Genomic DNA, 21,940 nt, shown 5'->3' on the forward strand with positions numbered 1-21,940 from the left:
AGGAAATCAACATGTTTGTTTCATATAAATGGTTAGAAGACTATGTCGATTTAGAAGGCATTCAGCCAGATGAATTAGCAGAAAAAATCACAAGAAGCGGTATTGAAGTGGAAGCCGTTGAATATAAAGGCGAAGGCATCAAAGGGGTTGTCGTTGGACATGTCATTGAGCGTGAACAGCATCCGAATGCAGATAAATTAAACAAATGTCTTGTTGATATTGGAGAAGACGCTCCTGTGCAAATTATTTGCGGGGCTCCGAATGTGGAGAAAGGACAGCATGTCGCAGTCGCAACAGTTGGAGCAGTTCTTCCAGGGAACTTTAAAATTAAAAAAGCAAAACTGCGCGGCGAAGAGTCTCATGGCATGATTTGTTCTCTGCAAGAATTAGGAGTAGAGAGTAAACTCGTACCAAAGGAATATGCAGAAGGTATTTTTGTCTTCCCCAATGACGTAAAACCAGGAGATGATGCTCTTCAGGCGCTTCAATTAGATGATGCGGTACTAGAGCTCGGCTTAACACCAAACCGCGCGGATGCCCTGAATATGCTAGGTGTGGCTTATGAAGTTGCAGCCATTTTAGGAAGAGATATCAAACTTCCTGATGCAACACATGAATCTTCTTCGGAAAAAGCAGCAGACTATATTTCTGTGAAAATTGAGGATCAAGAAGCGAATCCACTTTATGCAGCGAAGATCATTAAAAATGTAAAGATTGGACCTGCACCGCTTTGGATGCAAACAAGATTGATGAATGCAGGCATCCGCCCAATCAACAACGTCGTGGATATTACGAATTTTGTGCTGCTTGAATACGGTCAGCCGCTTCATGCATTTGATTATGACCGCTTTGGTTCAAAGAAAGTGGTCGTACGTAAAGCGGCTGAAAACGAAATGATTCAAACACTGGATGATCAAGAACGCACCTTGTCATCAAAGCATCTTGTCATTACAAATGGTACGAAAGCGCACGCTGTAGCAGGTGTCATGGGCGGTCTTGAATCAGAGGTGCGTGATGAAACGACTACAATTCTTTTAGAAGCGGCATATTTTAACGGTCAAACAGTCCGTCAAGCATCTAGAGACTTAGGGCTTCGCAGCGAATCAAGCACACGATTTGAAAAAGGACTCGATCCGCAGCGTGTGAAATCGGCAGCAGAAAGAGCAGCGCAATTGATCAGCGTCTATGCAGGTGGTGAAGTGCTAAGTGGGACTGTGGAGGAAAACCACTTTGAAGCAAGTATGAATGTCATCCACGTATCCACTGAGCGTGTGAACAAGGTTCTTGGCATGAGCATTTCAAAAGAAGATATGATTCAGATTTTCAACAAACTGGGCTTTACAGTGGGTGAATCAAATGACGTTCTCGTCGTGACGGTTCCTTCTCGCAGAATGGATATTACGATTGAAGAAGACCTCATTGAAGAAGTAGCGAGATTATACGGCTACGATAATATTCCGTCTACACTGCCTGCGACAGCTGGTACAGTTGGCGGTCTCACGCCATACCAAGTGAAGCGTAGAAAGGTGAGACGTTTCTTAGAGGGAGCAGGGCTATCTCAAGCGATCACATATTCATTGACGAATCAGCATAAGTCCACAGCCTTTGCATTGCATCCTGCTTATGAAACGAGACTTTCACTGCCAATGAGTGAGGAACGCAGTGTGCTAAGACAAAGTCTATTGCCAAACTTACTTGATTCTGTCGCGTATAACTTGGCAAGACAGGCTGATTCCTTTGGATTTTATGAAACGGGTTCTGTTTTCTTAGCAGAAGCTGAAGGTGCAAAACCGGTGGAGAAAGAGCATGTGGCTGGCGCGGTGACAGGCCTATGGCATAAAAATCTTTGGCAGGGCGAGAAAAAAGCCGTTGATTTTTATGTAGCGAAAGGAATTGCAGAAGGTCTGTTTGAAAAGCTTGGTGTGTCAGAGCAAATCACATATGTTCAAGCAGAGCGTGAGGGTCTTCATCCAGGACGTACAGCAGATGTTCACTTAAATGGAAAAGTGATTGGCTTTGTTGCCGCACTTCATCCGGTTGTCGAAAAGGAATTAGATCTAAAAGAAACATATGTATTCGAATTTGATTTAACAGATGTGATGACGTCTGAAACAGAGGATATGAAATATACAGCGATTCCGAGATTCCCTGCTGTGACAAGAGATATTGCGCTTGTCGTAGATCAGCATATTTCAAGCGGACAGCTGGAGCGAGTCATCTATGAAGCAGGCGGCCGTTTACTGACAGACCTATCCGTCTTTGACGTGTATGAGGGGGAACATATGGAAGAAGGCAAGAAATCTGTTGCGTTCTCTCTCCAATATTTAAACCCGGAACAAACATTGACAGAGGAAGAAGTCACGGCTGTTCATACAAACGTATTGAAAGCATTAGAAGATACGTATCAAGCCGTCTTGCGCGGATAAAGAAAAGAGCTATGGCCTCATGGGGACTGACCTCATGGGCTATAGCTCTTTTTTGATTATAACCATTTTTTCGCTTTTTGAGTGTTGGCAAAATGCAGCTTTGTAAATTGGCGTAAAGCGTCTTCGCCGTGCAGCTTGATGAGCTTTGCAGCCGCCTTGTCAACATGAAGACCGGCTCCTTTTGGAATGTCAAAGCCCGCTGCTTTTGATAATTTGTCCATCTCAATTAAAAAGGCATACCTTGCGATAATGGAAGCCGCAGCAACTGACAAATGGATGCCTTCCGCTTTTGTACTAAAGTATGTACGCTCTCGGATGATCTTTTTTCCTGCAAGGTGCTTGAAATAAATACCGGGTTCTGCAAATTGGTCAATGAGAATAGCTTCTGGTTTTTTCCCATCCAGTTTCTCTAGCACAGAGGTGATCACTTGATTATGAAGAAGTGCCTTCATTTTCCCTTGGCTCATGCCCTTTTCCTGCATCGTATTGTACTTTTCATTACGGAGAACGAGAAGGCTGAACGGAATGGTTTTGATGAGATCTTTGGCAATATTGATAATCTGCGGATCCTTTAGTCCTTTTGAGTCTTTAACGCCAAGCTCTTTCATCAGAGCAAGCTGGCTGGAATCAACGTAGGCCGCACAGACCGTAATCGGTCCAAAATAATCACCTGTACCTACCTCATCTGAACCGATAACCGACATGGAAGCAATGCCAGACGGCGGGCTGTATTTTGTGACAGCAGGTGCTTTTTTACTTTTCGTATCAGCTGCTTTTATATGGCTGAACTGACTTGCTTCAGCTTCTGCCTTTTGTCCTTGGAACAGCACTTTTCCGGATTGATATGCTGTAATCGTACAGCCAGGAACCTTTGCTTGAAAGAGAGCGCCTGGCGGCAAAGTGTCAGTTAAATGTTGAGCATACAAGCTCTTCATCTTCTTAATGTCTTCTGATGTTGCTTTTAAGACGGATTGGGGCACAGTGGATAACTCCTTTTTACCTTGATATCATTGATTTCTAAAGTGTACCATAACAGGGAAGGGCTCGTCTTTCCATTCAATGTCTAAACATGTTATGATAGAGACTAGGATTCTCGTGGAATGGAGGAGAAACGTTGTCTGACGGCGGTAAAACGAAAACAACAGTTGAGATTTACGGACAGTCCTATACAATCATCGGTCAAGAAACAAAGATGCATATGCGACATGTTGCTTCAATTGTTGATGATAAAATGAGAGAAATAAATGAAAAAAACCCATACCTTGATATAAACAGATTAGCTGTACTGACAGCAGTCAATGTCGTCCACGACTACTTGAAATTAAAAGAGCAATACGAAAAACTAGAGGTTCAGCTTAAAGAAAAGGAATGAAATTACCGTGATCGATATCATCATTTTGTTTTTGCTTCTTATGGGAACGCTTGTCGGTCTAAAACGCGGGTTTATTCTTCAATTTATTAAATTGATTAGCTTTGTTGTTTCTATTTTAGTGGCTTCCATGTTTTATCAGTCACTTGCACCACAGCTTACGTGGATTCCAGCACCTAATTTCAGCGGTGGTCAAGCGCAGCTCGCTTTCTTTAGTGGGAATCTAGAAACAGCTTATTATAATACCATTGCGTTTATCATTCTGTTTATCTTGACCAAAATCCTGCTCGCCATTATTGGCGGATTGCTCACAACCATTGCAAGTATACCTGTGATTAAACAGGTTAACAAACTGCTTGGCGGTGTTTTAGGATTTCTCGAAACATATCTATTTGTGTTTATTCTATTGTTTGTCGCTGCACTACTTCCAGTGGATGCGCTGCAAACAATGATGAGCAAATCAATATTAGCAGATGTGATCGTAGGCAACACCCCTTATCTGTCCAGTCTTGTCAAAGACTTATGGACGACGTATGGAGTTTAAAAACTTCTCCTTTCTTGGAGAAGTTTTTTCTCATTCCATGACAGAAAGTTGTAGGATGAAGGAAAAGTTTGTATATTTATAAAGGAAGATGCCAAAGCGGCTGGAGGTTAAGAGATGAATAAAAAAGATATTATCAAACTTCTTGAAACAATTGCAGTATATATGGAGCTAAAAGGAGATAATCCTTTTAAAATATCTGCCTTTCGTAAAGCAGCAGTGGCACTTGAACAAGATGACCGCAGCCTTTCTCAAATAGATGATCTATTAGCATTACCCGGCATTGGGAAAGGGACCTTTGCTGTCATCACAGAGTATATCGAAAAAGGACAATCAGAAACACTCGAACAATTAAAAAAGGAAGTGCCTGAAGGACTTGTCCCGCTCTTAAAATTGCCAGGATTAGGCGGGAAGAAAATTGCTAAGCTTTACCAAGAACTTGGTGTAAGCGATGCACAGTCTTTAAAAGAAGCGTGTGAAGCTGAGAAAGTTCAAGCGCTCGCTGGCTTCGGCAAAAAAACAGAGGAAAAAATTCTTACAGCCCTTGAGGAAGCGGGAAAGCAGCCTGAACGACTGCCAATTGGCTTTGCATTAGATGTCGCAGAGCGAATTGACCATGCGCTGGAACATATGGAGGGGATCATCCGTTTTTCAAGAGCTGGCAGTTTAAGACGTGCACGTGAAACGGTCAAAGATTTAGATTATATCATTGCAACAGATCACCCAGAACAGGTCAGAGAGCAGCTCGTTGCACTTGATGATGTAAAAGACATCATTGCAAGTGGTGATACGAAGGTATCTGTGATTCTTACGCTTGATTTTGAGATCAGTGTGGACTTCCGTCTTGTGACAACAGAGCAATTTGCTACAACGCTGCATCATTTCACTGGCTCAAAAGATCATAATATTAGAATGCGGCAGCTTGCGAAGGAACGCGGAGAGCGTATTAGCGAATATGGTGTTGAAACGATTGAAACAGGTGAAGTGAAAACATTCGAAGACGAAAGCGCTTTTTACGCCCATTTTCAACTTCCGCTCATTCCGCCAGAAATTCGTGAAACCGGAGCAGAGATTGATACGTATAAAGAAAGTATGCAATTTGTAGAATTGAAAGATATCAAAGGCGACCTTCATATGCACTCGACATGGAGTGACGGAGCATTCTCTATTCGTGAAATGGCAGAGGCATGTATCGCTAAAGGCTACGAATACATGGCCATAACGGATCACTCGCAATACTTAAAAGTCGCAAACGGTTTAACAAAAGAACGGCTGCGTCTGCAAGCAAAAGAAATTGACAAGCTCAACCAGGAATTCGAGCATTTTCACATTTTCAAAGGAGTCGAGATGGATATTTTGCCGGATGGATCGTTAGATTATGATGATGACTTTTTAGCAGACATGGATTTTGTGATTGCCTCTATCCATTCTAGCTTTTCTCAGCCGGAGGAAGTCATTATGAAGCGACTTGTAAATGCCCTGCAAAATCAGCATGTGGATTTAATTGCACATCCAACAGGACGTTTGATCGAGAGACGAGACGGCTATGCCTTAAATGTTGATCAGCTCATAGAGCTTGCGAAGAAAACGGGCACTGCACTAGAGCTCAACAGCAACCCGTCAAGACTTGATTTGAAAACAGAGCATTTAATGAAAGCAAACGAAGCGGGAGTGAACATCATGATCAACACAGATGCGCACAACATCGCCATGCTGGATCATATGGAAGTCGGTGTAACAGCTGCAAGAAAAGGCTGGACACCAAAAGCAAATGTCGTGAATACTTTTTCTCTTAACGAGATGAAAAAGTTTTTAACGCGTGACAGGTAGTCGTTAGGAGGCTGTACAATGCTGCAACAAAAAGTGTTAGCATCATTAGAATTTCATAAAGTAAAAGATAAAGTCATGTCCTATACCGCATCCACTTTAGGAAAAGAAAGAGCGCAGGATTTAACGCCGCTCACGGATATAGACACCATTCAGCATTTGCTGGAAGAGGTAGCAGAAGCACAAGATGTGATCCGTTTAAAGGGGTCTGCGCCGTTTGGCGGGTTAACGGATATTAGACGCGCGGTCAAACGGGCAGAAATCGGCAGTACATTAAACCCTTCTGAGCTGATGGAAATTGCAGGACTATTGTATGCTGTGAAGAATATGAAGCACTTTCTCACGTCCATGTATGAAGATGGTGTAGACATACCACGCCTTCATACATATGCAGAAACGCTTATTTTACTTCCTGAAGTCAGAAAAGAAATCGAGAGCTGTATTGGTGATAATGGAGAAGTACTTGATCATGCAACCCCTGCACTTCGTTCGTTACGCATCCAATTACGCTCACTAGAATCAAAAGTACGTGATAAATTAGAATCGATGATTCGTTCACAATCTGCTTCAAAAATGCTTTCAGACACGATTGTGACCATTCGTAATGATCGTTTTGTTATTCCGGTGAAACAAGAGTACCGCTCGAACTACGGTGGGATTGTTCACGATCAGTCTTCTTCCGGGGCAACACTTTTTATTGAGCCTCAAGTGGTCGTGGATCTAAATAACACCTTGCAGCAAACTCGTTTAAAAGAAAAGCAAGAAGTCGAAAAGATCCTGCAAATGCTGACAGAGAGCGTGTCAGAGCATATTCATGAACTGCTTCATAATGTAAAGGAACTTCAGACGTTAGACTTTATCTTTGCAAAAGCCAAATATGCAAAGGCAGAAAAAGCAACAAAGCCTTCTGTAAACGATCAAGGAGAAATTTATTTAAAACGAGCAAGACATCCCCTGTTGCCTCGGGATCAGGTCGTGGCAAATGACATTGAGCTTGGTAAGGATTTTTCAACGATCGTGATCACTGGACCAAATACAGGTGGTAAGACAGTCACCTTAAAAACACTTGGGCTGCTGACACTCATGACACAGGCGGGCCTTCATATTCCAGTTGAAGAAGGATCAGAAGTGGCTGTATTCGACCAAGTCTTTGCTGATATTGGAGACGAACAGTCCATTGAACAAAGCTTGAGTACGTTCTCATCACATATGGTCAATATTGTGGATATCTTAAAGCATCTAACCTCGGATTCACTTGTGTTATTTGATGAATTAGGGGCAGGCACAGACCCTGCTGAAGGTGCAGCACTTGCGATGAGCATCTTAGATGAAGTTCATCAAACAAATGCACGCGTCATCGCAACGACTCATTATCCTGAGCTGAAGGCATATGGGTATAACCGAGAAGGTGTCACAAATGCGAGCGTCGAGTTTGATATTGAAACCCTATCACCAACGTACCGTTTGCTCATCGGTGTGCCGGGACGAAGTAATGCGTTTGAAATTTCCAAACGTCTTGGTTTGCCTGACCATCTGATTGACCGGGCAAAAGCGGACATGCATGCAGAGCATAATGAAGTAGACCAAATGATTGCTTCATTAGAAGACAGTAAGAAACAAGCGGAAGAAGAACTGCATGAGACAGAAGCCTATAGAAAAGAAGCAGAGAAGCTACATAAGGAACTGCAAAGACAAATTCTTGAATGGAATGAGCAAAGAGACATGCTGCTTGAAGAGGCCGAACGAAAAGCGAAAGAAAAAATCGAACAAGCAGCTAAAGAAGCAGAAGACATCATTCAAGAGCTGCGGTCCATTAAAAGTGAGCATCGCTCGTTCAAAGAACATGAACTCATCGATGCGAGAAAGCGTCTTGAAGAAGCTGTCCCTGAGTTTGACCGGAAGAAAAAACCAGAGCCAGCGAAAAAAGCAGAAAGACAACTAAAACCAGGCGATGAAGTCAAAGTGCTCACATTCGGACAAAAAGGAACGCTGCTCGAACAAACGGGTGACAAAGAATGGAGTGTCCAAATGGGCATTCTGAAAATGAAAGTAAAAGAAAAAGACATGGAATTTATCAAATCAGCACCCGAATTTAAACAAGAGAAAGCCATTACAGCGGTCAAAGGGAAAGATTATCATGTATCGCTTGAGCTTGATTTAAGAGGAGAGCGTTATGAGAATGCCTTAAGCAGGGTTGAGAAATATTTAGATGATGCTGTATTAGCTGGCTATCCGCGCGTGTCGATTATTCATGGAAAAGGAACTGGCGCCCTAAGAAAAGGGGTCCAGGAATTATTAAAGCAGCACAGAAGTGTGAAAAATGCTCGTTTTGGCGAACAAGGCGAGGGAGGATCAGGTGTCACCATCGTCGAATTAAAGTAAAAAGGAGAAAACGCATGAAAGCCTTTTGGGAAAATGAACTTGTGGAAATCGCCGCCTATTACAGCGTGGCGGTCCTATGTCTTGTCTTATTTCTAACCATTTTTGAACTCGTGACCTCCTATAAAAACTGGGAAGAGATCCAGCGGGGGAACTTAGCGGTTGCCATGGCAACCGGCGGGAAGATCTTTGGGATTGCGAATGTGTTTCAGCATTCCATCGCACAGCACAACTCCCTTCTTCAAATGGTTGGATGGGGCGTATACGGCTTTGTGATGCTGCTTGTCAGCTATTTCATTTTTGAATTTTTAACTCCAAGATTTAAAGTAGATAAAGAGATTGAGAATGATAATAGAGCAGTTGGGTTTATTTCACTCATTATTTCAGTGGGGCTGTCTTACGTAGTAGCAGCCGGCATTTAAGGAGACGACATGGAAAAGCTAGCAAAAGTATTAATTGTAGTTGCCTGCACTTTTGCGGTCATTGGCGCCGTTTACATGTTCCTGTGAAATGAAGAATACAATGTTAGAAAGCTGTCAGGGAACCACTTGACAGCTTTTATCTCATTAAAGGCGGCGAATCATGATGAAGCAAATTCTACAAAAAGACGAACTGATGAAGCGAATTGATACTTGTCTCCAAAAAACATCACTTCCCCGAGACATATATGAACCGTATATCGCACGTCCATTTCAAACGACTGGTTTTTTTGATGATTTGAGTCCATATATTCAGATTGATCGAAATGGCTATATCCTCATTCAATATGAACGAGGAGTGCAAGTGCTTCATAAAAGAACAACAGAGGCGGATGAAGTCATTTATTGGGTTTTAGAAGACACCATCTTTCTCACTGTTTACATAGACATGCTGAAGCAGTATCAAGTCGACAACATCCATACACATTTACCTCATGACCCTAGTATCCATAAACAGATCGTGGAAAGAGTCAATGAGGCGTTCCGTGCGGTTGGGGGATTATATGAGAAGTGGCATCACGAAGGAAAAAGAGCATCTATAGAAGCACAGGCGAAAAAATGAAGGTGTGCAATTGAACCAAGCTCTATTTGAAAAAAGGAAACTGCCCTAAGGAAAAGTTTGCTATAATAAAATAGTACGAAAGTTCAGGAAGGAGGGTTTTTATGCAGTCAGATAAACGTTGGCTTCTGCATTACCCGAATCAAATTCCCCACGAACTCACCATCCCAAATGAAACGTTACAATCTTACTTATTCAGCTCCGCAGAGGCAGCACCTGAGCATACAGCCATTCATTTTTTAGGGAAAAACATCACCTATGAACAGTTACAAGAAGAGGCACTTAAACTAGCCAATCACCTGATGAAAATTGGCGTAAAAAAAGGCGACCGAGTGGCTATTATGCTGCCAAACTGCCCTCAATCGGTTATTTCTTATTATGCTGTTTTGATAGCAGGCGGCATTGTTGTTCAAACGAACCCGCTTTATACAGAGAAAGAACTTGAGTATCAAATGGAGGACAGCGGCTCTAAAGTGCTGATCACACTCGATCTTTTGTATCCAAAGGCCTATAAAATGAAAGCGCTGACAAGTATGGAGCACTTAATCATCACCAAACTACAAGATTATTTGCCATTTCCGAAAAACATTCTTTTCCCCATTGTCCAAAGAAGAAAAAACAAAATGGTCATCCAAGTCGAGAAAAGTGATACCATTCATCACTTCTCGCAGGTGATGAAAGAGTCGTCAGGAGAACAGATTCCACAGCAGGCCTTTCAACCGAAAGAGGATGTCGCTGTTTTGCAGTATACAGGGGGAACGACCGGTTTACCGAAAGGGGTCATGCTCACGCATGAAAATATTTTAGCCAATACAGAAATGTGTGCATCCTGGATGTATAAAACGAACGGGGGAAAAGAACGGATTCTTGGCATTATTCCGTTTTTTCATGTGTACGGAATGACCACTGTGTTGAACCTTGCAGTCAAAGAAGGTCATCAAATGATTCTTCTTCCTCGTTTTGACGTGGCTGACACTCTCAAAACCATTGAAAAACAGAGGCCAACGTTGTTTCCAGGAGCACCAACGATGTATATCGCCCTGCTGCATCACCCGAATATTGAAAAGTATGACCTGTCGTCCATTACGGCTTGTTTAAGCGGCTCTGCGGCTCTTCCTGTTGAAGTCAAACAAAGCTTTGAAAAATTAACAGGAGGACGTTTAGTGGAGGGATATGGTCTTTCAGAAACCTCACCAGTTACCCATGCCAATTTCTTATGGGGAGCGAACAAAACTGGCAGTATTGGCTGTCCTTGGCCCAATACAGATGCCGGCATTTATTGCGATGAAACTGGGGGACTCAAAGAGCCATATGAGCATGGTGAAATTATTGTCAAAGGGCCGCAAATTATGAAAGGGTACTGGAATCAGCCAGAAGAGACAGCGGCTGTGTTAAAGGACGGGTGGTTTTTCACCGGAGATATTGGATATATGGATGAAGACGGTTTCTTCTATATAGTAGACCGGAAAAAAGATGTCATCATTGCGAGCGGCTATAATATTTATCCAAGAGAGGTCGAGGAAGCCCTTTATGAGCATGAGCTTGTACAAGAAGTCGTCGTTGCAGGTATTCCAGATCCGTACAGGGGAGAAACAGTGAAAGCATTTGTTGTCCCAAAAAAGGATGCCTATTTAACTGAGGATGAGCTCGATCGTTTTGTTCGAACGAGAATTGCTTCATTTAAAGTGCCGCGTGTCTATGAATTTAAAGAGTCACTGCCTAAAACGGCCGTAGGGAAAATCTTGCGCAGAGTGTTGATTGAAGAAGAAAAAAGAAAGCAATCATCTTCTTTTGAAGCGCCAGTTGACCAATTTAAAAAATAACCTGCATCATCCGGTCCAGCGGCCGGATGATTTGAATTGTGACTGTCTGCTCTGGTATGCTAAAGGTTGAAAAGAAAGAAGAAGAGCACTTGACAAATCACTCGTTTCTTTTTAACATGAAGTTATGAATGAATGCTCATTCAATTTAGAAAGGGACGAAGCACATTGAAGCAGAAAAGACCGAAGTACATGCAAATTATTGATGCAGCAGTTGTGGTGATTGCAGAGAACGGCTATCATCAATCACAAGTTTCAAAGATTGCCAAACAAGCAGGGGTAGCAGACGGAACGATTTATCTCTATTTCAAAAACAAAGAGGATATTCTGATCTCATTATTCAAAGAAAAAATGGGACAATTCATCGAACGGATGGAAACAGATATTCAAAAGAAACCGTCTGCCAAAGAAAAACTTCTTCTGCTGATTCAGGAGCACTTTCGCCTGCTTTCGCAAGATCATCATTTGGCTCTTGTGACACAGCTTGAACTCAGGCAGTCAAACCTTGAGCTGCGGCAAAAAATCAATGAGGTGCTGAAAGGGTATTTAAATATGCTCGAGACGATTTTAACAGAGGGAAAGAAAACAGGAGAATTCAGACAAGATTTGGATGTTCGCTTAGCGAGACAAATGGTATTTGGGACGATTGATGAAACCGCTACAACATGGGTCATGAATGATCAAAAGTATGATCTGACTGCACTTGCAGAAAACGTACATGATCTTCTTTTAAACGGAATACATCAATCTTAAAGACAATTGAAAAAGGATGATTGACATGGAAAAGATACTCAGCTTACATCAAGAAGAACAAATAGCGCTCATCACGATTCAACATCCACCTGCAAACGCCTTATCTTCTCAGCTTCTCACTGAGCTCAATGATATGTTTGACCAGCTCGAACAAAACGAAGAAGTGAGAGCCATTGTGATCCACGGAGAAGGCAGGTTCTTTTCAGCAGGTGCTGATATTAAAGAATTTACGACCTTACAGAAAGAGTCAGATTATGCGAGTCTTGCAGACAGAGGACAGCAAGTCTTTGAACGAATTGAGCAATGTCCAAAACCAGTCATTGCCTCTATTCACGGAGCAGCACTAGGCGGAGGTCTTGAGCTGGCGATGTCATGTGATATTCGAATTGCAACAAAAGAGGCGAAGCTTGGGCTGCCGGAACTAAACCTCGGCATCATTCCAGGATTCGGCGGCACGCAGCGCCTGCCTCGCTATGTTGGGTCTGCTAAAGCACTTGAAATGATGGGAACAGCTGAGCCGATTACAGGAAAAGAGGCACTTGCCTGCGGGCTTGTTTCAAAGCTTGCAGAAACAGAGGAAGAAGCGCTGGATACAGCCAAAACACTTGCGATGAAATTTGCAGCGAAAAGCCCTAAAACGCTCGAGTATGTGCTTGAGTTATTGAATGCGTCAAAAGTGTACTCATATGATGGCGGAATGAAGCTGGAAGCCAAAAAGTTTGGTGAGGTATTCCAATCAAATGACGCCAAAGAAGGCATCCAAGCCTTTATCGAAAAGCGCAAACCGAACTTTAAAGGGGAATAAGGGATTAGTACGACACAAGGGGGAGAAATGGATGAATATATTTGTTTTGATGAAGCGTACGTTTGACACGGAAGAGAAGATTTCCATTCAGTCTGGTGCAATTCAAGAAGATGGGGCAGAATTCATTATTAATCCTTATGACGAGTATGCAATAGAAGAAGCGATTCAGCTTCGGGATGAGCACGGAGGAGAAGTGACCGTTGTCACAGTGAGCAGCGAGGATGCGGAGAAACAGCTGAGAACAGCGCTTGCTATGGGCTGCGACCAGGCCGTTTTGTTAAATGTTGAAGATGACTTGGAAGAGTGGGATCAATATTCAGCTTCTACCATTCTATATCACTATTTCAAGGATAAAGAGGCTTCCTTGATCTTAGCAGGAAATGTGGCGATTGACGGCGGGTCTGGACAGGTTGCCCCGCGCCTTGCTGAATTACTTGGGTTTTCATATGTCACAACGATTACAAGCATTCAAATTGATGGCGATTCAGCTTCAATTGAACGAGATGCAGAGGGTGACGTGGAAGTGATTTCCGCCCAGCTCCCGCTTGTTGTCACAGCGCAGCAAGGTCTTAATGAGCCTCGTTATCCATCGTTACCAGGCATTATGAAGGCAAAGAAAAAGCCTTTAGAAGAATTGGAACTAGATGATTTAGATCTCGATGAAGACGATGTGCCATATAAAATCAAAACAATTGAACGTTTCTTACCGGAGAAAAAAGAGGGTGGCAAGGTGCTGAGCGGTGAGCTTCAGGATCAAGTCAAAGAACTGACAGATCTACTAAGAAATGAAGCAAAAGTCATCTAAACATCCACTTTACGATATCACGAGAACAAGGGGGAGCTTGAAAGATGAGTAAAAAAGTTGTTGTACTTGGAGAAAGTCGTGACGGTAAATTAAGAAATGTGACATTTGAAGCGATTGCTGCCGCTCATCAAGTGGCTGATGGCGGTGAGGTCATTGGCGTATTAATAGGGGATCATGTCAAAGAACAAGCCGATGAACTGCTTTACTATGGAGCGGATCATGTCATGATAGTGGAACATCCGCACCTTTCATATTATACGTCAGATGGTTTTGCGCAGGCGCTTCAAGCCATATTAGATCAAGTCAATCCGGATGCAGTGCTCTTTGGCCATACGTCTATCGGAAAAGACTTGTCACCCAAAATAGCAGCACGCCTGCAGACAGGGTTGATTTCAGATGCGATCGATGTCAGCGATACCGGAGAACATCTCGTTTTCACTAGACCGATTTACTCTGGAAAAGCCTTCGAAAAAGTCATCTCGACGGATCGCCTACTTTTGGCGACCATTCGGCCAAACAACGTGGCACCGCTGGAGCGGGATGCGTCACGAGGCGGAGAAGTCACTCCAGTTTCTGTCGATATTCAGAACCTGCGAACGATCGTGAAGGAAGTCATTAAAAAAACGTCAGAAGGTGTAGACTTATCCGAAGCAAAAGTTATTGTCGCTGGAGGGCGGGGGGTCAAGAGCAAAGAAGGTTTTGAACCGCTGAAAGAACTCGCCCAAACGCTAGGCGCAGCAGTCGGTGCCTCGCGTGGAGCTTGCGATGCAGACTACTGTGATTATGCCCTGCAAATTGGTCAAACCGGTAAGGTCGTCACACCTGACCTTTATATTGCCTGCGGGATTTCAGGCGCGATTCAGCATTTAGCCGGAATGTCTAACAGTAAAGTCATTGTGGCGATTAACAAAGATCCAGAAGCTGAAATCTTCAAAATCGCCGATTACGGAATTGTTGGTGACTTGTTCGAAGTGGTTCCACTTTTGAATGAAGAGTTAAAAAAGATGAATATCCACTCGTAACGCTCATACACTCAGAATGCCTAGGTATTCTGGGTTTTTTTGTATGTCATTATGAGACAAAGGGGCGGATGACAAGTGAAGGGTACAGTAAAAGTCAATGACGTGATCGGACGCATTTCTAAACACATTTATGGACACTTTCAAGAGCACTTAGGAAGAGGAATTTATGACGGGATTTGGGTAGGAGAAGACTCATCAATTGACCATATTGAAGGAATTCGAACCGATGTGCTAAAGGCGCTTCAAGCATTACATATCCCGGTGCTTAGGTGGCCGGGCGGCTGTTTTGCAGACGAGTATCATTGGGCAAATGGCGTTGGCGATCTGAGTGAACGAAAGCCGATGGTGAACACTCATTGGGGAGGTACCATTGAATCAAATGCGTTTGGCACACATGAATTTATGCGATTGTGTGAGTTACTTGAATGTGAGCCTTATATTTGCGGCAATGTTGGAAGCGGGTCTGTTCAAGAATTAGCGGAATGGGTAGAATACATCACATTTCCTAAGGGGACACCTATGTCCGATTGGCGCATTCAAAATGGAAAACAAGAACCTTGGAAGCTGACTTATGTTGGCGTAGGCAATGAAAGCTGGGGCTGCGGCGGGAATATGACACCTGAATACTATGCAGACCTATATAAACGCTATCAAACGTATGTGAGAGAGTTTGCTGGTAACCGTATTTATAAAATAGCTTGCGGAGCGAATTCAAATGATGTGAATTGGACAAAAGTATTAATGGAACGGGCTGCACCATGGATGGATGGGCTCAGTTTGCATTACTATACCGTTCCTGGTACATGGGAGAAGAAAGGGTCTGCGACTGATTTTGATGAGGATGAATGGTTTACAACGTTGAAAAAGGCCTATGAGATGGAGCAGCTTGTCATGGATCATGGAAAGATCATGGATCATTATGATCCAGACAAGCGAATCGGGATGATTATTGATGAATGGGGGACATGGTATGACCCAGAGCCAGGGACCAATCCAGGGTTTTTATATCAGCAAAACACACTGAGAGACGCCCTTGTCTGTGCCCTGCATTTTCATATATTCCACCGTCATTGCCAGCGGATTCACATGGCGAATATTGCCCAGACGGTCAATGTCCTGCAAGCGATGGTGTTAACGAAGGACGAAAAGATGATCCTGACCCCTACCTATCATGTATTTCATATGTTTCAAGTGCATCAGGAGGAAGAAGCACTTGAAGTGGAGCTTGATTCACCGCCGTATGAACGCCGAGGTGAAAAAATTCCTCAGGTCAGCGTGTCAGCCTCACGTTCCTCTGACAAGATGCATATTAGTTTCTGTCACCTGAACCCTTATGAAAAAGCAGAGGTATCCCTTGCAATAGATGGGATTGATCCACAAACGACTGCCACTGGCCGCGTGCTGACAGCTGAACGGATGAATGCGCACAATACATTCGATGATCCTCATTCCATTCAGCCTGCGAACTTCCAGCAATTTGCTGTAAAGTCCGGCGAATTAACCATAGATCTCCCGCCTATGTCGGTTGTCATGATGACTGTCGATCTGACTTGATTGCATATTTTGATGTTTGATGAGAAGAATGTTGGGGCATCATACATTGTAAATGAAGCGGAAAGGGAGTTGTGTTATATGCTTAGAACCATTCTGATGATCATCGGTGCGATTGTTGTTATTGGTGCGATTATACGGTTTGTTTTTTAATTCATCTTATAAAAAATGATTCGTAAGCATTTCATTCGCAAGTCACATTGGTAGATGCTATACTAAAAAGCATAATTTACATTGGAGGAATGAATAATGGCAATCGTAAAAGCAACTGACGCAACATTTTCACAAGAAACGGCAGAAGGTGTTGTTCTTGCAGACTTTTGGGCACCATGGTGCGGACCTTGTAAAATGATTGCTCCAGTTCTTGAAGAACTTGATCAAGAAATGGGCGATAAAATGAAAATCGTAAAAATTGATGTAGACGATAACCAAGAAACTGCTGGTAAATACGGCGTCATGAGTATCCCAACACTTCTTGTTTTAAAAGACGGTGAAGTCGTAGAAACGTCTGTTGGTTTCAAACCAAAAGAAGCACTAGCTGAGCTTGTCAACAAACATCTATAAACACAACCATGCCATTGCGGTATGACCACTGAAGCGGTTCTCGTATAGACGAGAGCCGCTTTTCTTTCAATATGGTATAAAACAAATGTTCGTGATACACTAGAAGGAGTGAAAGAGGAAAACAAGGACGGATGAAAATATGAACAAACTGATCAAAGAAAAGCTGTCAGTCCTGCCTGATCGACCAGGCTGTTACTTAATGAAAGATAGACAGAATACGGTCATCTACGTGGGGAAGGCAAAGGTATTAAAAAATAGAGTGCGCTCTTATTTCACTGGATCTCATGATGCCAAAACGCAGCGGCTTGTCAGTGAAATTGAGGACTTTGAATATATTGTGACCTCATCTAACATTGAGGCACTGATTTTAGAGCTGAATTTAATTAAAAAGTATGACCCAAAATACAATGTCATGCTCAAGGATGATAAGACGTATCCTTTTATTAAAATTACGAATGAACGGCATCCTAAGCTGATCGTCACCCGCAATGTGAAAAAGGATAAAGGGAGATACTTCGGTCCATACCCGAACGTACAAGCAGCAAGAGAAACCAAAAAGCTGCTTGACCGCTTATATCCTCTAAGAAAATGTGCGACACTCCCTGATCGTGTCTGTCTTTATTATCATCTTGGACAATGTCTCGCACCATGTGTGTATGACATTTCTGAAGAAACGAATAAACAGCTCGTGGATGAAATCATCAGGTTTCTAAATGGAGGGCACCAGCAAATCAAGAAAGAACTAACCGAAAAGATGCAGGAAGCGTCCGTACAATTAGAGTTTGAGCGGGCAAAAGAACTGAGAGATCAAATCGCTTACATCGACTCAACAATGGAAAAGCAGAAAATGACGATGAGTGACTTATCAGATCGAGATGTATTTGCCTATGCCTATGATAAGGGCTGGATGTGTGTCCAAGTCTTCTTCATCAGACAGGGGAAATTGATTGAACGTGATGTCAGCTTGTTCCCTATGTATCAAGATCCAGAGGAAGAGTTCCTCACGTTTTTGGGGCAATTTTATGAAAAAAACAACCACTTCCTGCCGAAAGAAATTTTGGTGCCAGACAGCGTAGATCAAGAGATGATCGAGCAGTTGCTTGAGACGAACGTTCACCAGCCGAAAAAAGGAAAGAAAAAGGATTTACTTTTACTTGCACACCAAAACGCCAAAATCGCCCTGAAAGAAAAATTCTCGCTCATTGAGCGCGATGAAGAACGGACAATTGGAGCGGTGAAGCAGCTCGGGGACGCACTTAATATTTATATGCCATACCGGATCGAGGCATTTGATAACTCAAATATTCAAGGAGCAGATCCTGTTTCCGCCATGGTTGTCTTTCAGGACGGGAAGCCATATAAAAAGGAATACCGGAAATATAAAATCAAAACTGTCGCAGGACCAGATGATTATGCATCCATGCGTGAAGTTATCAGAAGACGATATACACGCGTGTTAAAAGATGAGCTGCCGCTGCCAGATTTAATTTTAATTGACGGAGGAAAAGGACAGATCAACGCAGCCATAGACGTGCTCGAAAATGAATTGAATCTGTCTGTTCCAGTGGCAGGTCTTGTGAAAGATGAAAAACATCGGACATCGAATCTCATGATGGGTGATACACTTGAAATTGTTGCGCTAGAGCGTAACAGTCAGGCCTTTTATTTATTGCAGCGTATTCAAGATGAAGTGCACCGGTTTGCCATTAGCTTTCACCGGCAGCTGCGCGGAAAAAATGCATTCCAGTCTATTTTAGATGATGTACCAGGTATTGGAGAAAAGCGAAAAAAACAGCTCCTCAAACATTTTGGCTCTGTGAAAAAGATGAAAGAAGCCTCTGTCCAAGATTTTCAGGAGGCTGGCATTCCGAAACAAACGGCCGAACTTTTAATGGAGGCATTAAAAAAATAGATTGTACTTTTTCCAAAAGTCTGTTAAGATGTGACTAATTTAATAAATGAACGTGTTGTTTGTTGAAGATAGAGGTGCGAACTTCAAGAGTAGGCCTTCAGAGATCGATGGGATCTAGGAAGAGGGCTGAAAGGGGAGCGTCGCCGAAGTGAATAAAATCCACTCATTTTATTCGCTGGCTGTACATTGAAGAAATGTAGGGCTGTCAAGAATTTATTTCTTGGAGGGCTATCTCATTGTTTGCATCTTTTAATGATGATTTCAAAGCAATGGGAGATTTGTTCTCTCATTGCTTTTTTTATTTGCAGTGAGTGGGCAGTCTCCAAAGCCGCTTCTTGCTCTTCTCTCACACGTGATCTTTTGAAAAAGGGTGGTAGACATGGGACTAATTGTACAAAAATTTGGCGGAACATCTGTTGGATCGACAGAAAAAATTCGCAAAGCCGCAGAGAGAGTCATCGCTGAACGTAAGGCAGGTCATGATGTGGTCGTGGTTGTGTCGGCGATGGGAAAATCAACGGATGTTCTAGTAGACCTTGCCAAAGAACTCACAGATGATCCAAGCAAGAGAGAAATGGATATGCTGCTAACAACTGGGGAGCAAGTGACCATTTCATTATTGGCGATGGCGCTGCAAGCAAAAGGCTATGATGCCATTTCCTTTACAGGCTGGCAGGCTGGTATGAAAACAGAGCAGGTGCACGGAAATGCAAGAATCGTGGACATCGATGAATCAAGAATCAAAGAGGAACTAAGTGCTGGGAAAGTCGTTGTTGTAGCAGGCTTCCAAGGAATTGCAGATGACCTACATATCACAACACTTGGACGCGGGGGATCAGATACGACGGCTGTGGCACTTGCTGCTGCATTAAAAGCAGACAAATGTGATATATACACGGACGTACCAGGTGTGTTTACGACAGATCCGCGTTATGTACCGTCCGCGCGAAAACTTGCGGGTATTTCATACGATGAGATGCTCGAGCTGGCCAATTTAGGGGCAGGCGTCTTGCATCCGAGAGCCGTTGAGTTTGCGAAAAATTATCAAGTCCCACTAGAAGTCCGTTCTAGTATTGTAATTGAATCGGGTACGTTAATTGAGGAGGAATCATCCATGGAACAAAATTTAGTCGTAAGAGGAATTGCATTTGAAGATCAGATGACACGCGTGACGGTGTGCGGCCTTTCAAGCGGTTTAACAACATTATCGACCATTTTTACGACGCTTGCTAAGCAAAATATCAATGTTGATATCATCATTCAGTCCGTCACAAGCACAAATCAGACTTCCATCTCTTTCTCTGTGAAAACGGATGATTTGTCCAAAGCAGTTGAAGTACTAGAAGAATATAAAGGGGCGCTTGGCTATGAGCAGATTGAGACAGAAAGCAAATTAGCCAAAGTATCCATCGTTGGGTCTGGTATGGTCTCAAATCCAGGTGTAGCTGCTGAAATGTTCGCTGTGTTAGCTGAAAAAGATATACAAGTGAAAATGGTCAGTACGTCTGAAATCAAAGTTTCCACAGTGGTTGGCCGTGATGATATGGTCAAAGCGGTGGAAGCCCTGCATGATGCATTTGAATTATCGAAAGTGAGCGCAGCTGCTCATTCTTAAAAAATAAAAAGAGGTGTATCTCATGAAAGAGTGCACCTCTTTTTTATATTTGAATCGGCCGCATATTAAAAGGAACACACGTGCATAAACCCATTCACTAAGTATGCTATGATAGAAGAAGGCATATAAAAAAGGCGTGACGCGAAGTCCTCGCCTTTCATAAGCAGTGTTAGCTAGGGTCTCTTAAATCCCATTTAACGGTTAAAATGACTTTATCAGCACGCTTTTTCACTTGCTCATAGGATTCAGCAACGTGCTCATTGAGAAGCTGAATCTGTTCAGCAATAAAACCGGCCTCCATTTGAAAGCATGGCTCTTTTTGATAGGTGAGTCGATTCGATACAAGTGGACCTTCGAGCTCAAACTCAATTTCCTGTTTTTTAGAATGGACCATCGTGAGAGTCCCCCATCCTGCATCATGGAAAAATTCGGGGATATTCTCCCATGACTCTTGAGGAAATTTACGAGCAAGCAGCTTACCCGCAAAATACATCATAGATGAATGATCCTGACCAAGAATGTCAGGCAGCAGAACTTCGCGTATCAGCTCGTAGGCAAATCCATTGACTTCAATCTCTTTTAGCTGTTCTAAGTTAGATTCAAATTTATTCATTGTACGGCTCCCCTCTTTCAACAATTTATTATAGCTTATGTGGGCATATGATGACAGAGTTTTCCCTGAAGTCTAAGAAATTCTTATTGTAGTAAAACGAATTTTGATTTAAAACTTTTAAATTTCGGAAAATTTTAATTTATGTACGCGGTTTCTTGACGCTTTTTTGACATAGGAGTAAAATGAAATTGTCAATAAATTTGAATAAAGTGCTTACATTTGAAAGAAGCGGGGGTAAGACAATTTTCAAGCAATTGCACTTTTTTTACTAGGGGGTAAAGTAATGTCGGGGAACAAAGAATTTTTTTATCGGAGATTGCATTCTTTGCTTGGCGTCATTCCGGTCGGTCTATTTTTAGTACAGCACTTAGTGATTAACCACTTTGCGACAAATGGACCAGAGGCGTTTAACAAAGCTGCACACTTTATGGAACAGCTTCCATTCAGATATGCACTTGAGCTGTTCGTGATTTTCTTACCACTGATCTATCATGCTGTTTATGGGGTGTACATAGCCTTTACGGCACAAAACAACACGTCACGCTTCAGTTACTTAAGAAACTGGTTATTCAGACTGCAAAGGATTACAGGTATCATCACATTGATTTTTGTCACTTGGCACGTATGGGAAACACGAATTCAAGCTCAGCTTGGAGCTGAAGTAAACTATGACATGATGGCGAATATTTTAAGCTCTCCATTTATGCTAGGCTTCTATATTGTCGGCGTTTTATCTACTATTTTCCACTTTGCTAATGGCTTGTGGTCATTTGCTGTCAGCTGGGGAATTACCGTTTCACCACGCTCACAAAGAATCTCCACATATGTGACATTAGGTATATTTATAGCGCTTTCATATGTAGGGCTAAGAGCAATTTTCGCTTTTGTTTAAGAGGAAAT

The 21,940-nt window shown here is 42.7% G+C and carries 19 protein-coding genes and 1 riboswitch; of the genes, 17 read left to right on the plus strand and 2 right to left on the minus strand.

The window, feature by feature from the left end:
• The first annotated feature begins 11 nt into the window (after positions 1-11).
• Positions 12-2,426 (plus strand): phenylalanine--tRNA ligase subunit beta, encoded by a 2,415-nt coding sequence (gene pheT / locus R0K30_RS10895; protein WP_410610675.1) that lies wholly within the window; start codon positions 12-14, stop codon positions 2,424-2,426.
• A 56-nt stretch (positions 2,427-2,482) separates the two neighbouring features.
• On the opposite strand, the gene rnhC is transcribed toward pheT, so the two are convergent.
• Positions 2,483-3,406 carry a ribonuclease HIII gene (gene rnhC, locus R0K30_RS10900; protein ID WP_099726926.1) on the minus strand — a complete coding sequence of 308 codons (924 nt, stop codon included), beginning with the start codon at positions 3,404-3,406 and terminating at the stop codon, positions 2,483-2,485.
• A gap of 134 nt (positions 3,407-3,540) precedes the next feature.
• Between rnhC and zapA the strand changes: the two genes are divergently transcribed.
• From zapA to R0K30_RS10975, 15 genes are all read left to right on the plus strand, one after another.
• Positions 3,541-3,798 carry a cell division protein ZapA gene (gene zapA / locus R0K30_RS10905; protein WP_034320877.1) on the plus strand — a complete coding sequence of 86 codons (258 nt, stop codon included), beginning with the start codon at positions 3,541-3,543 and terminating at the stop codon, positions 3,796-3,798.
• A 7-nt stretch (positions 3,799-3,805) separates the two neighbouring features.
• The gene (locus R0K30_RS10910) at positions 3,806-4,339 is read left to right on the plus strand and encodes a CvpA family protein (protein WP_099726927.1); all 534 of its coding nucleotides are present in this window, start codon (positions 3,806-3,808) and stop codon (positions 4,337-4,339) included.
• A gap of 114 nt (positions 4,340-4,453) precedes the next feature.
• Complete coding sequence (gene polX / locus R0K30_RS10915) at positions 4,454-6,166, plus strand: DNA polymerase/3'-5' exonuclease PolX (RefSeq protein ID WP_256498887.1); 1,713 nt, start codon at positions 4,454-4,456, stop codon at positions 6,164-6,166.
• A gap of 21 nt (positions 6,167-6,187) precedes the next feature.
• Positions 6,188-8,545: an endonuclease MutS2 gene (locus R0K30_RS10920; protein ID WP_410610752.1), complete on the plus strand. Its 2,358-nt coding sequence runs from the start codon at positions 6,188-6,190 to the stop codon at positions 8,543-8,545.
• A gap of 14 nt (positions 8,546-8,559) precedes the next feature.
• Complete coding sequence (locus tag R0K30_RS10925; RefSeq protein WP_007501637.1) at positions 8,560-8,964, plus strand: DUF350 domain-containing protein; 405 nt, start codon at positions 8,560-8,562, stop codon at positions 8,962-8,964.
• A 163-nt stretch (positions 8,965-9,127) separates the two neighbouring features.
• A complete protein-coding gene (locus tag R0K30_RS10930) occupies positions 9,128-9,583 on the plus strand; it encodes an Imm63 family immunity protein (RefSeq protein WP_367307774.1) in 456 nt (151 codons plus the stop codon).
• 101 nt (positions 9,584-9,684) lie between these two features.
• Complete coding sequence (locus R0K30_RS10935; RefSeq protein WP_249704976.1) at positions 9,685-11,403, plus strand: AMP-binding protein; 1,719 nt, start codon at positions 9,685-9,687, stop codon at positions 11,401-11,403.
• Positions 11,404-11,568: 165 nt separating this feature from the next.
• Positions 11,569-12,153: a fatty acid metabolism transcriptional regulator FadR gene (fadR, locus tag R0K30_RS10940; RefSeq protein ID WP_099726930.1), complete on the plus strand. Its 585-nt coding sequence runs from the start codon at positions 11,569-11,571 to the stop codon at positions 12,151-12,153.
• Between the two features lie 25 nt (positions 12,154-12,178).
• The gene (locus R0K30_RS10945) at positions 12,179-12,958 is read left to right on the plus strand and encodes an enoyl-CoA hydratase (protein WP_410610679.1); all 780 of its coding nucleotides are present in this window, start codon (positions 12,179-12,181) and stop codon (positions 12,956-12,958) included.
• Between the two features lie 31 nt (positions 12,959-12,989).
• Positions 12,990-13,763 carry an electron transfer flavoprotein subunit beta/FixA family protein gene (locus tag R0K30_RS10950; protein WP_410610681.1) on the plus strand — a complete coding sequence of 258 codons (774 nt, stop codon included), beginning with the start codon at positions 12,990-12,992 and terminating at the stop codon, positions 13,761-13,763.
• A 44-nt stretch (positions 13,764-13,807) separates the two neighbouring features.
• Positions 13,808-14,785, plus strand: coding sequence for an electron transfer flavoprotein subunit alpha/FixB family protein (locus R0K30_RS10955; protein WP_410610683.1), 978 nt, complete (start codon positions 13,808-13,810; stop codon positions 14,783-14,785).
• Between the two features lie 75 nt (positions 14,786-14,860).
• Positions 14,861-16,339 (plus strand): alpha-N-arabinofuranosidase, encoded by a 1,479-nt coding sequence (locus R0K30_RS10960; protein WP_410610685.1) that lies wholly within the window; start codon positions 14,861-14,863, stop codon positions 16,337-16,339.
• 246 nt (positions 16,340-16,585) lie between these two features.
• Complete coding sequence (trxA, locus tag R0K30_RS10965) at positions 16,586-16,900, plus strand: thioredoxin (protein WP_007501629.1); 315 nt, start codon at positions 16,586-16,588, stop codon at positions 16,898-16,900.
• Between the two features lie 139 nt (positions 16,901-17,039).
• Positions 17,040-18,812: an excinuclease ABC subunit UvrC gene (gene uvrC / locus R0K30_RS10970; RefSeq protein ID WP_327924886.1), complete on the plus strand. Its 1,773-nt coding sequence runs from the start codon at positions 17,040-17,042 to the stop codon at positions 18,810-18,812.
• Between the two features lie 61 nt (positions 18,813-18,873).
• A riboswitch (Lysine riboswitch) is annotated at positions 18,874-19,051 on the plus strand.
• Between the two features lie 140 nt (positions 19,052-19,191).
• Complete coding sequence (locus R0K30_RS10975; RefSeq protein ID WP_099726936.1) at positions 19,192-20,427, plus strand: aspartate kinase; 1,236 nt, start codon at positions 19,192-19,194, stop codon at positions 20,425-20,427.
• 169 nt (positions 20,428-20,596) lie between these two features.
• Here R0K30_RS10975 and R0K30_RS10980 read toward each other — a convergent pair whose 3' ends face one another.
• Complete coding sequence (locus R0K30_RS10980; protein ID WP_099726937.1) at positions 20,597-21,040, minus strand: YslB family protein; 444 nt, start codon at positions 21,038-21,040, stop codon at positions 20,597-20,599.
• A gap of 283 nt (positions 21,041-21,323) precedes the next feature.
• Here R0K30_RS10980 and R0K30_RS10985 point away from each other — a divergent pair, with 283 nt between their 5' ends.
• Positions 21,324-21,932 (plus strand): succinate dehydrogenase cytochrome b558 subunit, encoded by a 609-nt coding sequence (locus R0K30_RS10985; protein WP_007501622.1) that lies wholly within the window; start codon positions 21,324-21,326, stop codon positions 21,930-21,932.
• The last annotated feature ends 8 nt before the right edge of the window (positions 21,933-21,940 follow it).

It is taken from the genome of Bacillus sp. SIMBA_154 (assembly GCF_046536015.1).
Lineage (GTDB): Bacteria > Bacillota > Bacilli > Bacillales > Bacillaceae > Bacillus > Bacillus pumilus_P.

Bases quoted from the DNA above. Each gene is read 5' to 3' on its own strand.
- pheT (WP_410610675.1), top strand. From the start codon at position 12: ATGTTTGTTTCATATAAATGGTTAGAAGACTATGTCGATTTAGAAGGC.
- polX (WP_256498887.1), top strand. From the start codon at position 4,454: ATGAATAAAAAAGATATTATCAAACTTCTTGAAACAATTGCAGTATAT.
- R0K30_RS10925 (WP_007501637.1), top strand. From the start codon at position 8,560: ATGAAAGCCTTTTGGGAAAATGAACTTGTGGAAATCGCCGCCTATTAC.
- R0K30_RS10930 (WP_367307774.1), top strand. From the start codon at position 9,128: ATGAAGCAAATTCTACAAAAAGACGAACTGATGAAGCGAATTGATACT.
- R0K30_RS10935 (WP_249704976.1), top strand. From the start codon at position 9,685: ATGCAGTCAGATAAACGTTGGCTTCTGCATTACCCGAATCAAATTCCC.
- R0K30_RS10945 (WP_410610679.1), top strand. From the start codon at position 12,179: ATGGAAAAGATACTCAGCTTACATCAAGAAGAACAAATAGCGCTCATC.
- R0K30_RS10950 (WP_410610681.1), top strand. From the start codon at position 12,990: ATGAATATATTTGTTTTGATGAAGCGTACGTTTGACACGGAAGAGAAG.
- R0K30_RS10955 (WP_410610683.1), top strand. From the start codon at position 13,808: ATGAGTAAAAAAGTTGTTGTACTTGGAGAAAGTCGTGACGGTAAATTA.
- trxA (WP_007501629.1), top strand. From the start codon at position 16,586: ATGGCAATCGTAAAAGCAACTGACGCAACATTTTCACAAGAAACGGCA.
- uvrC (WP_327924886.1), top strand. From the start codon at position 17,040: ATGAACAAACTGATCAAAGAAAAGCTGTCAGTCCTGCCTGATCGACCA.
- R0K30_RS10975 (WP_099726936.1), top strand. From the start codon at position 19,192: ATGGGACTAATTGTACAAAAATTTGGCGGAACATCTGTTGGATCGACA.
- R0K30_RS10980 (WP_099726937.1), bottom strand. From the start codon at position 21,040: ATGAATAAATTTGAATCTAACTTAGAACAGCTAAAAGAGATTGAAGTC.
- R0K30_RS10985 (WP_007501622.1), top strand. From the start codon at position 21,324: ATGTCGGGGAACAAAGAATTTTTTTATCGGAGATTGCATTCTTTGCTT.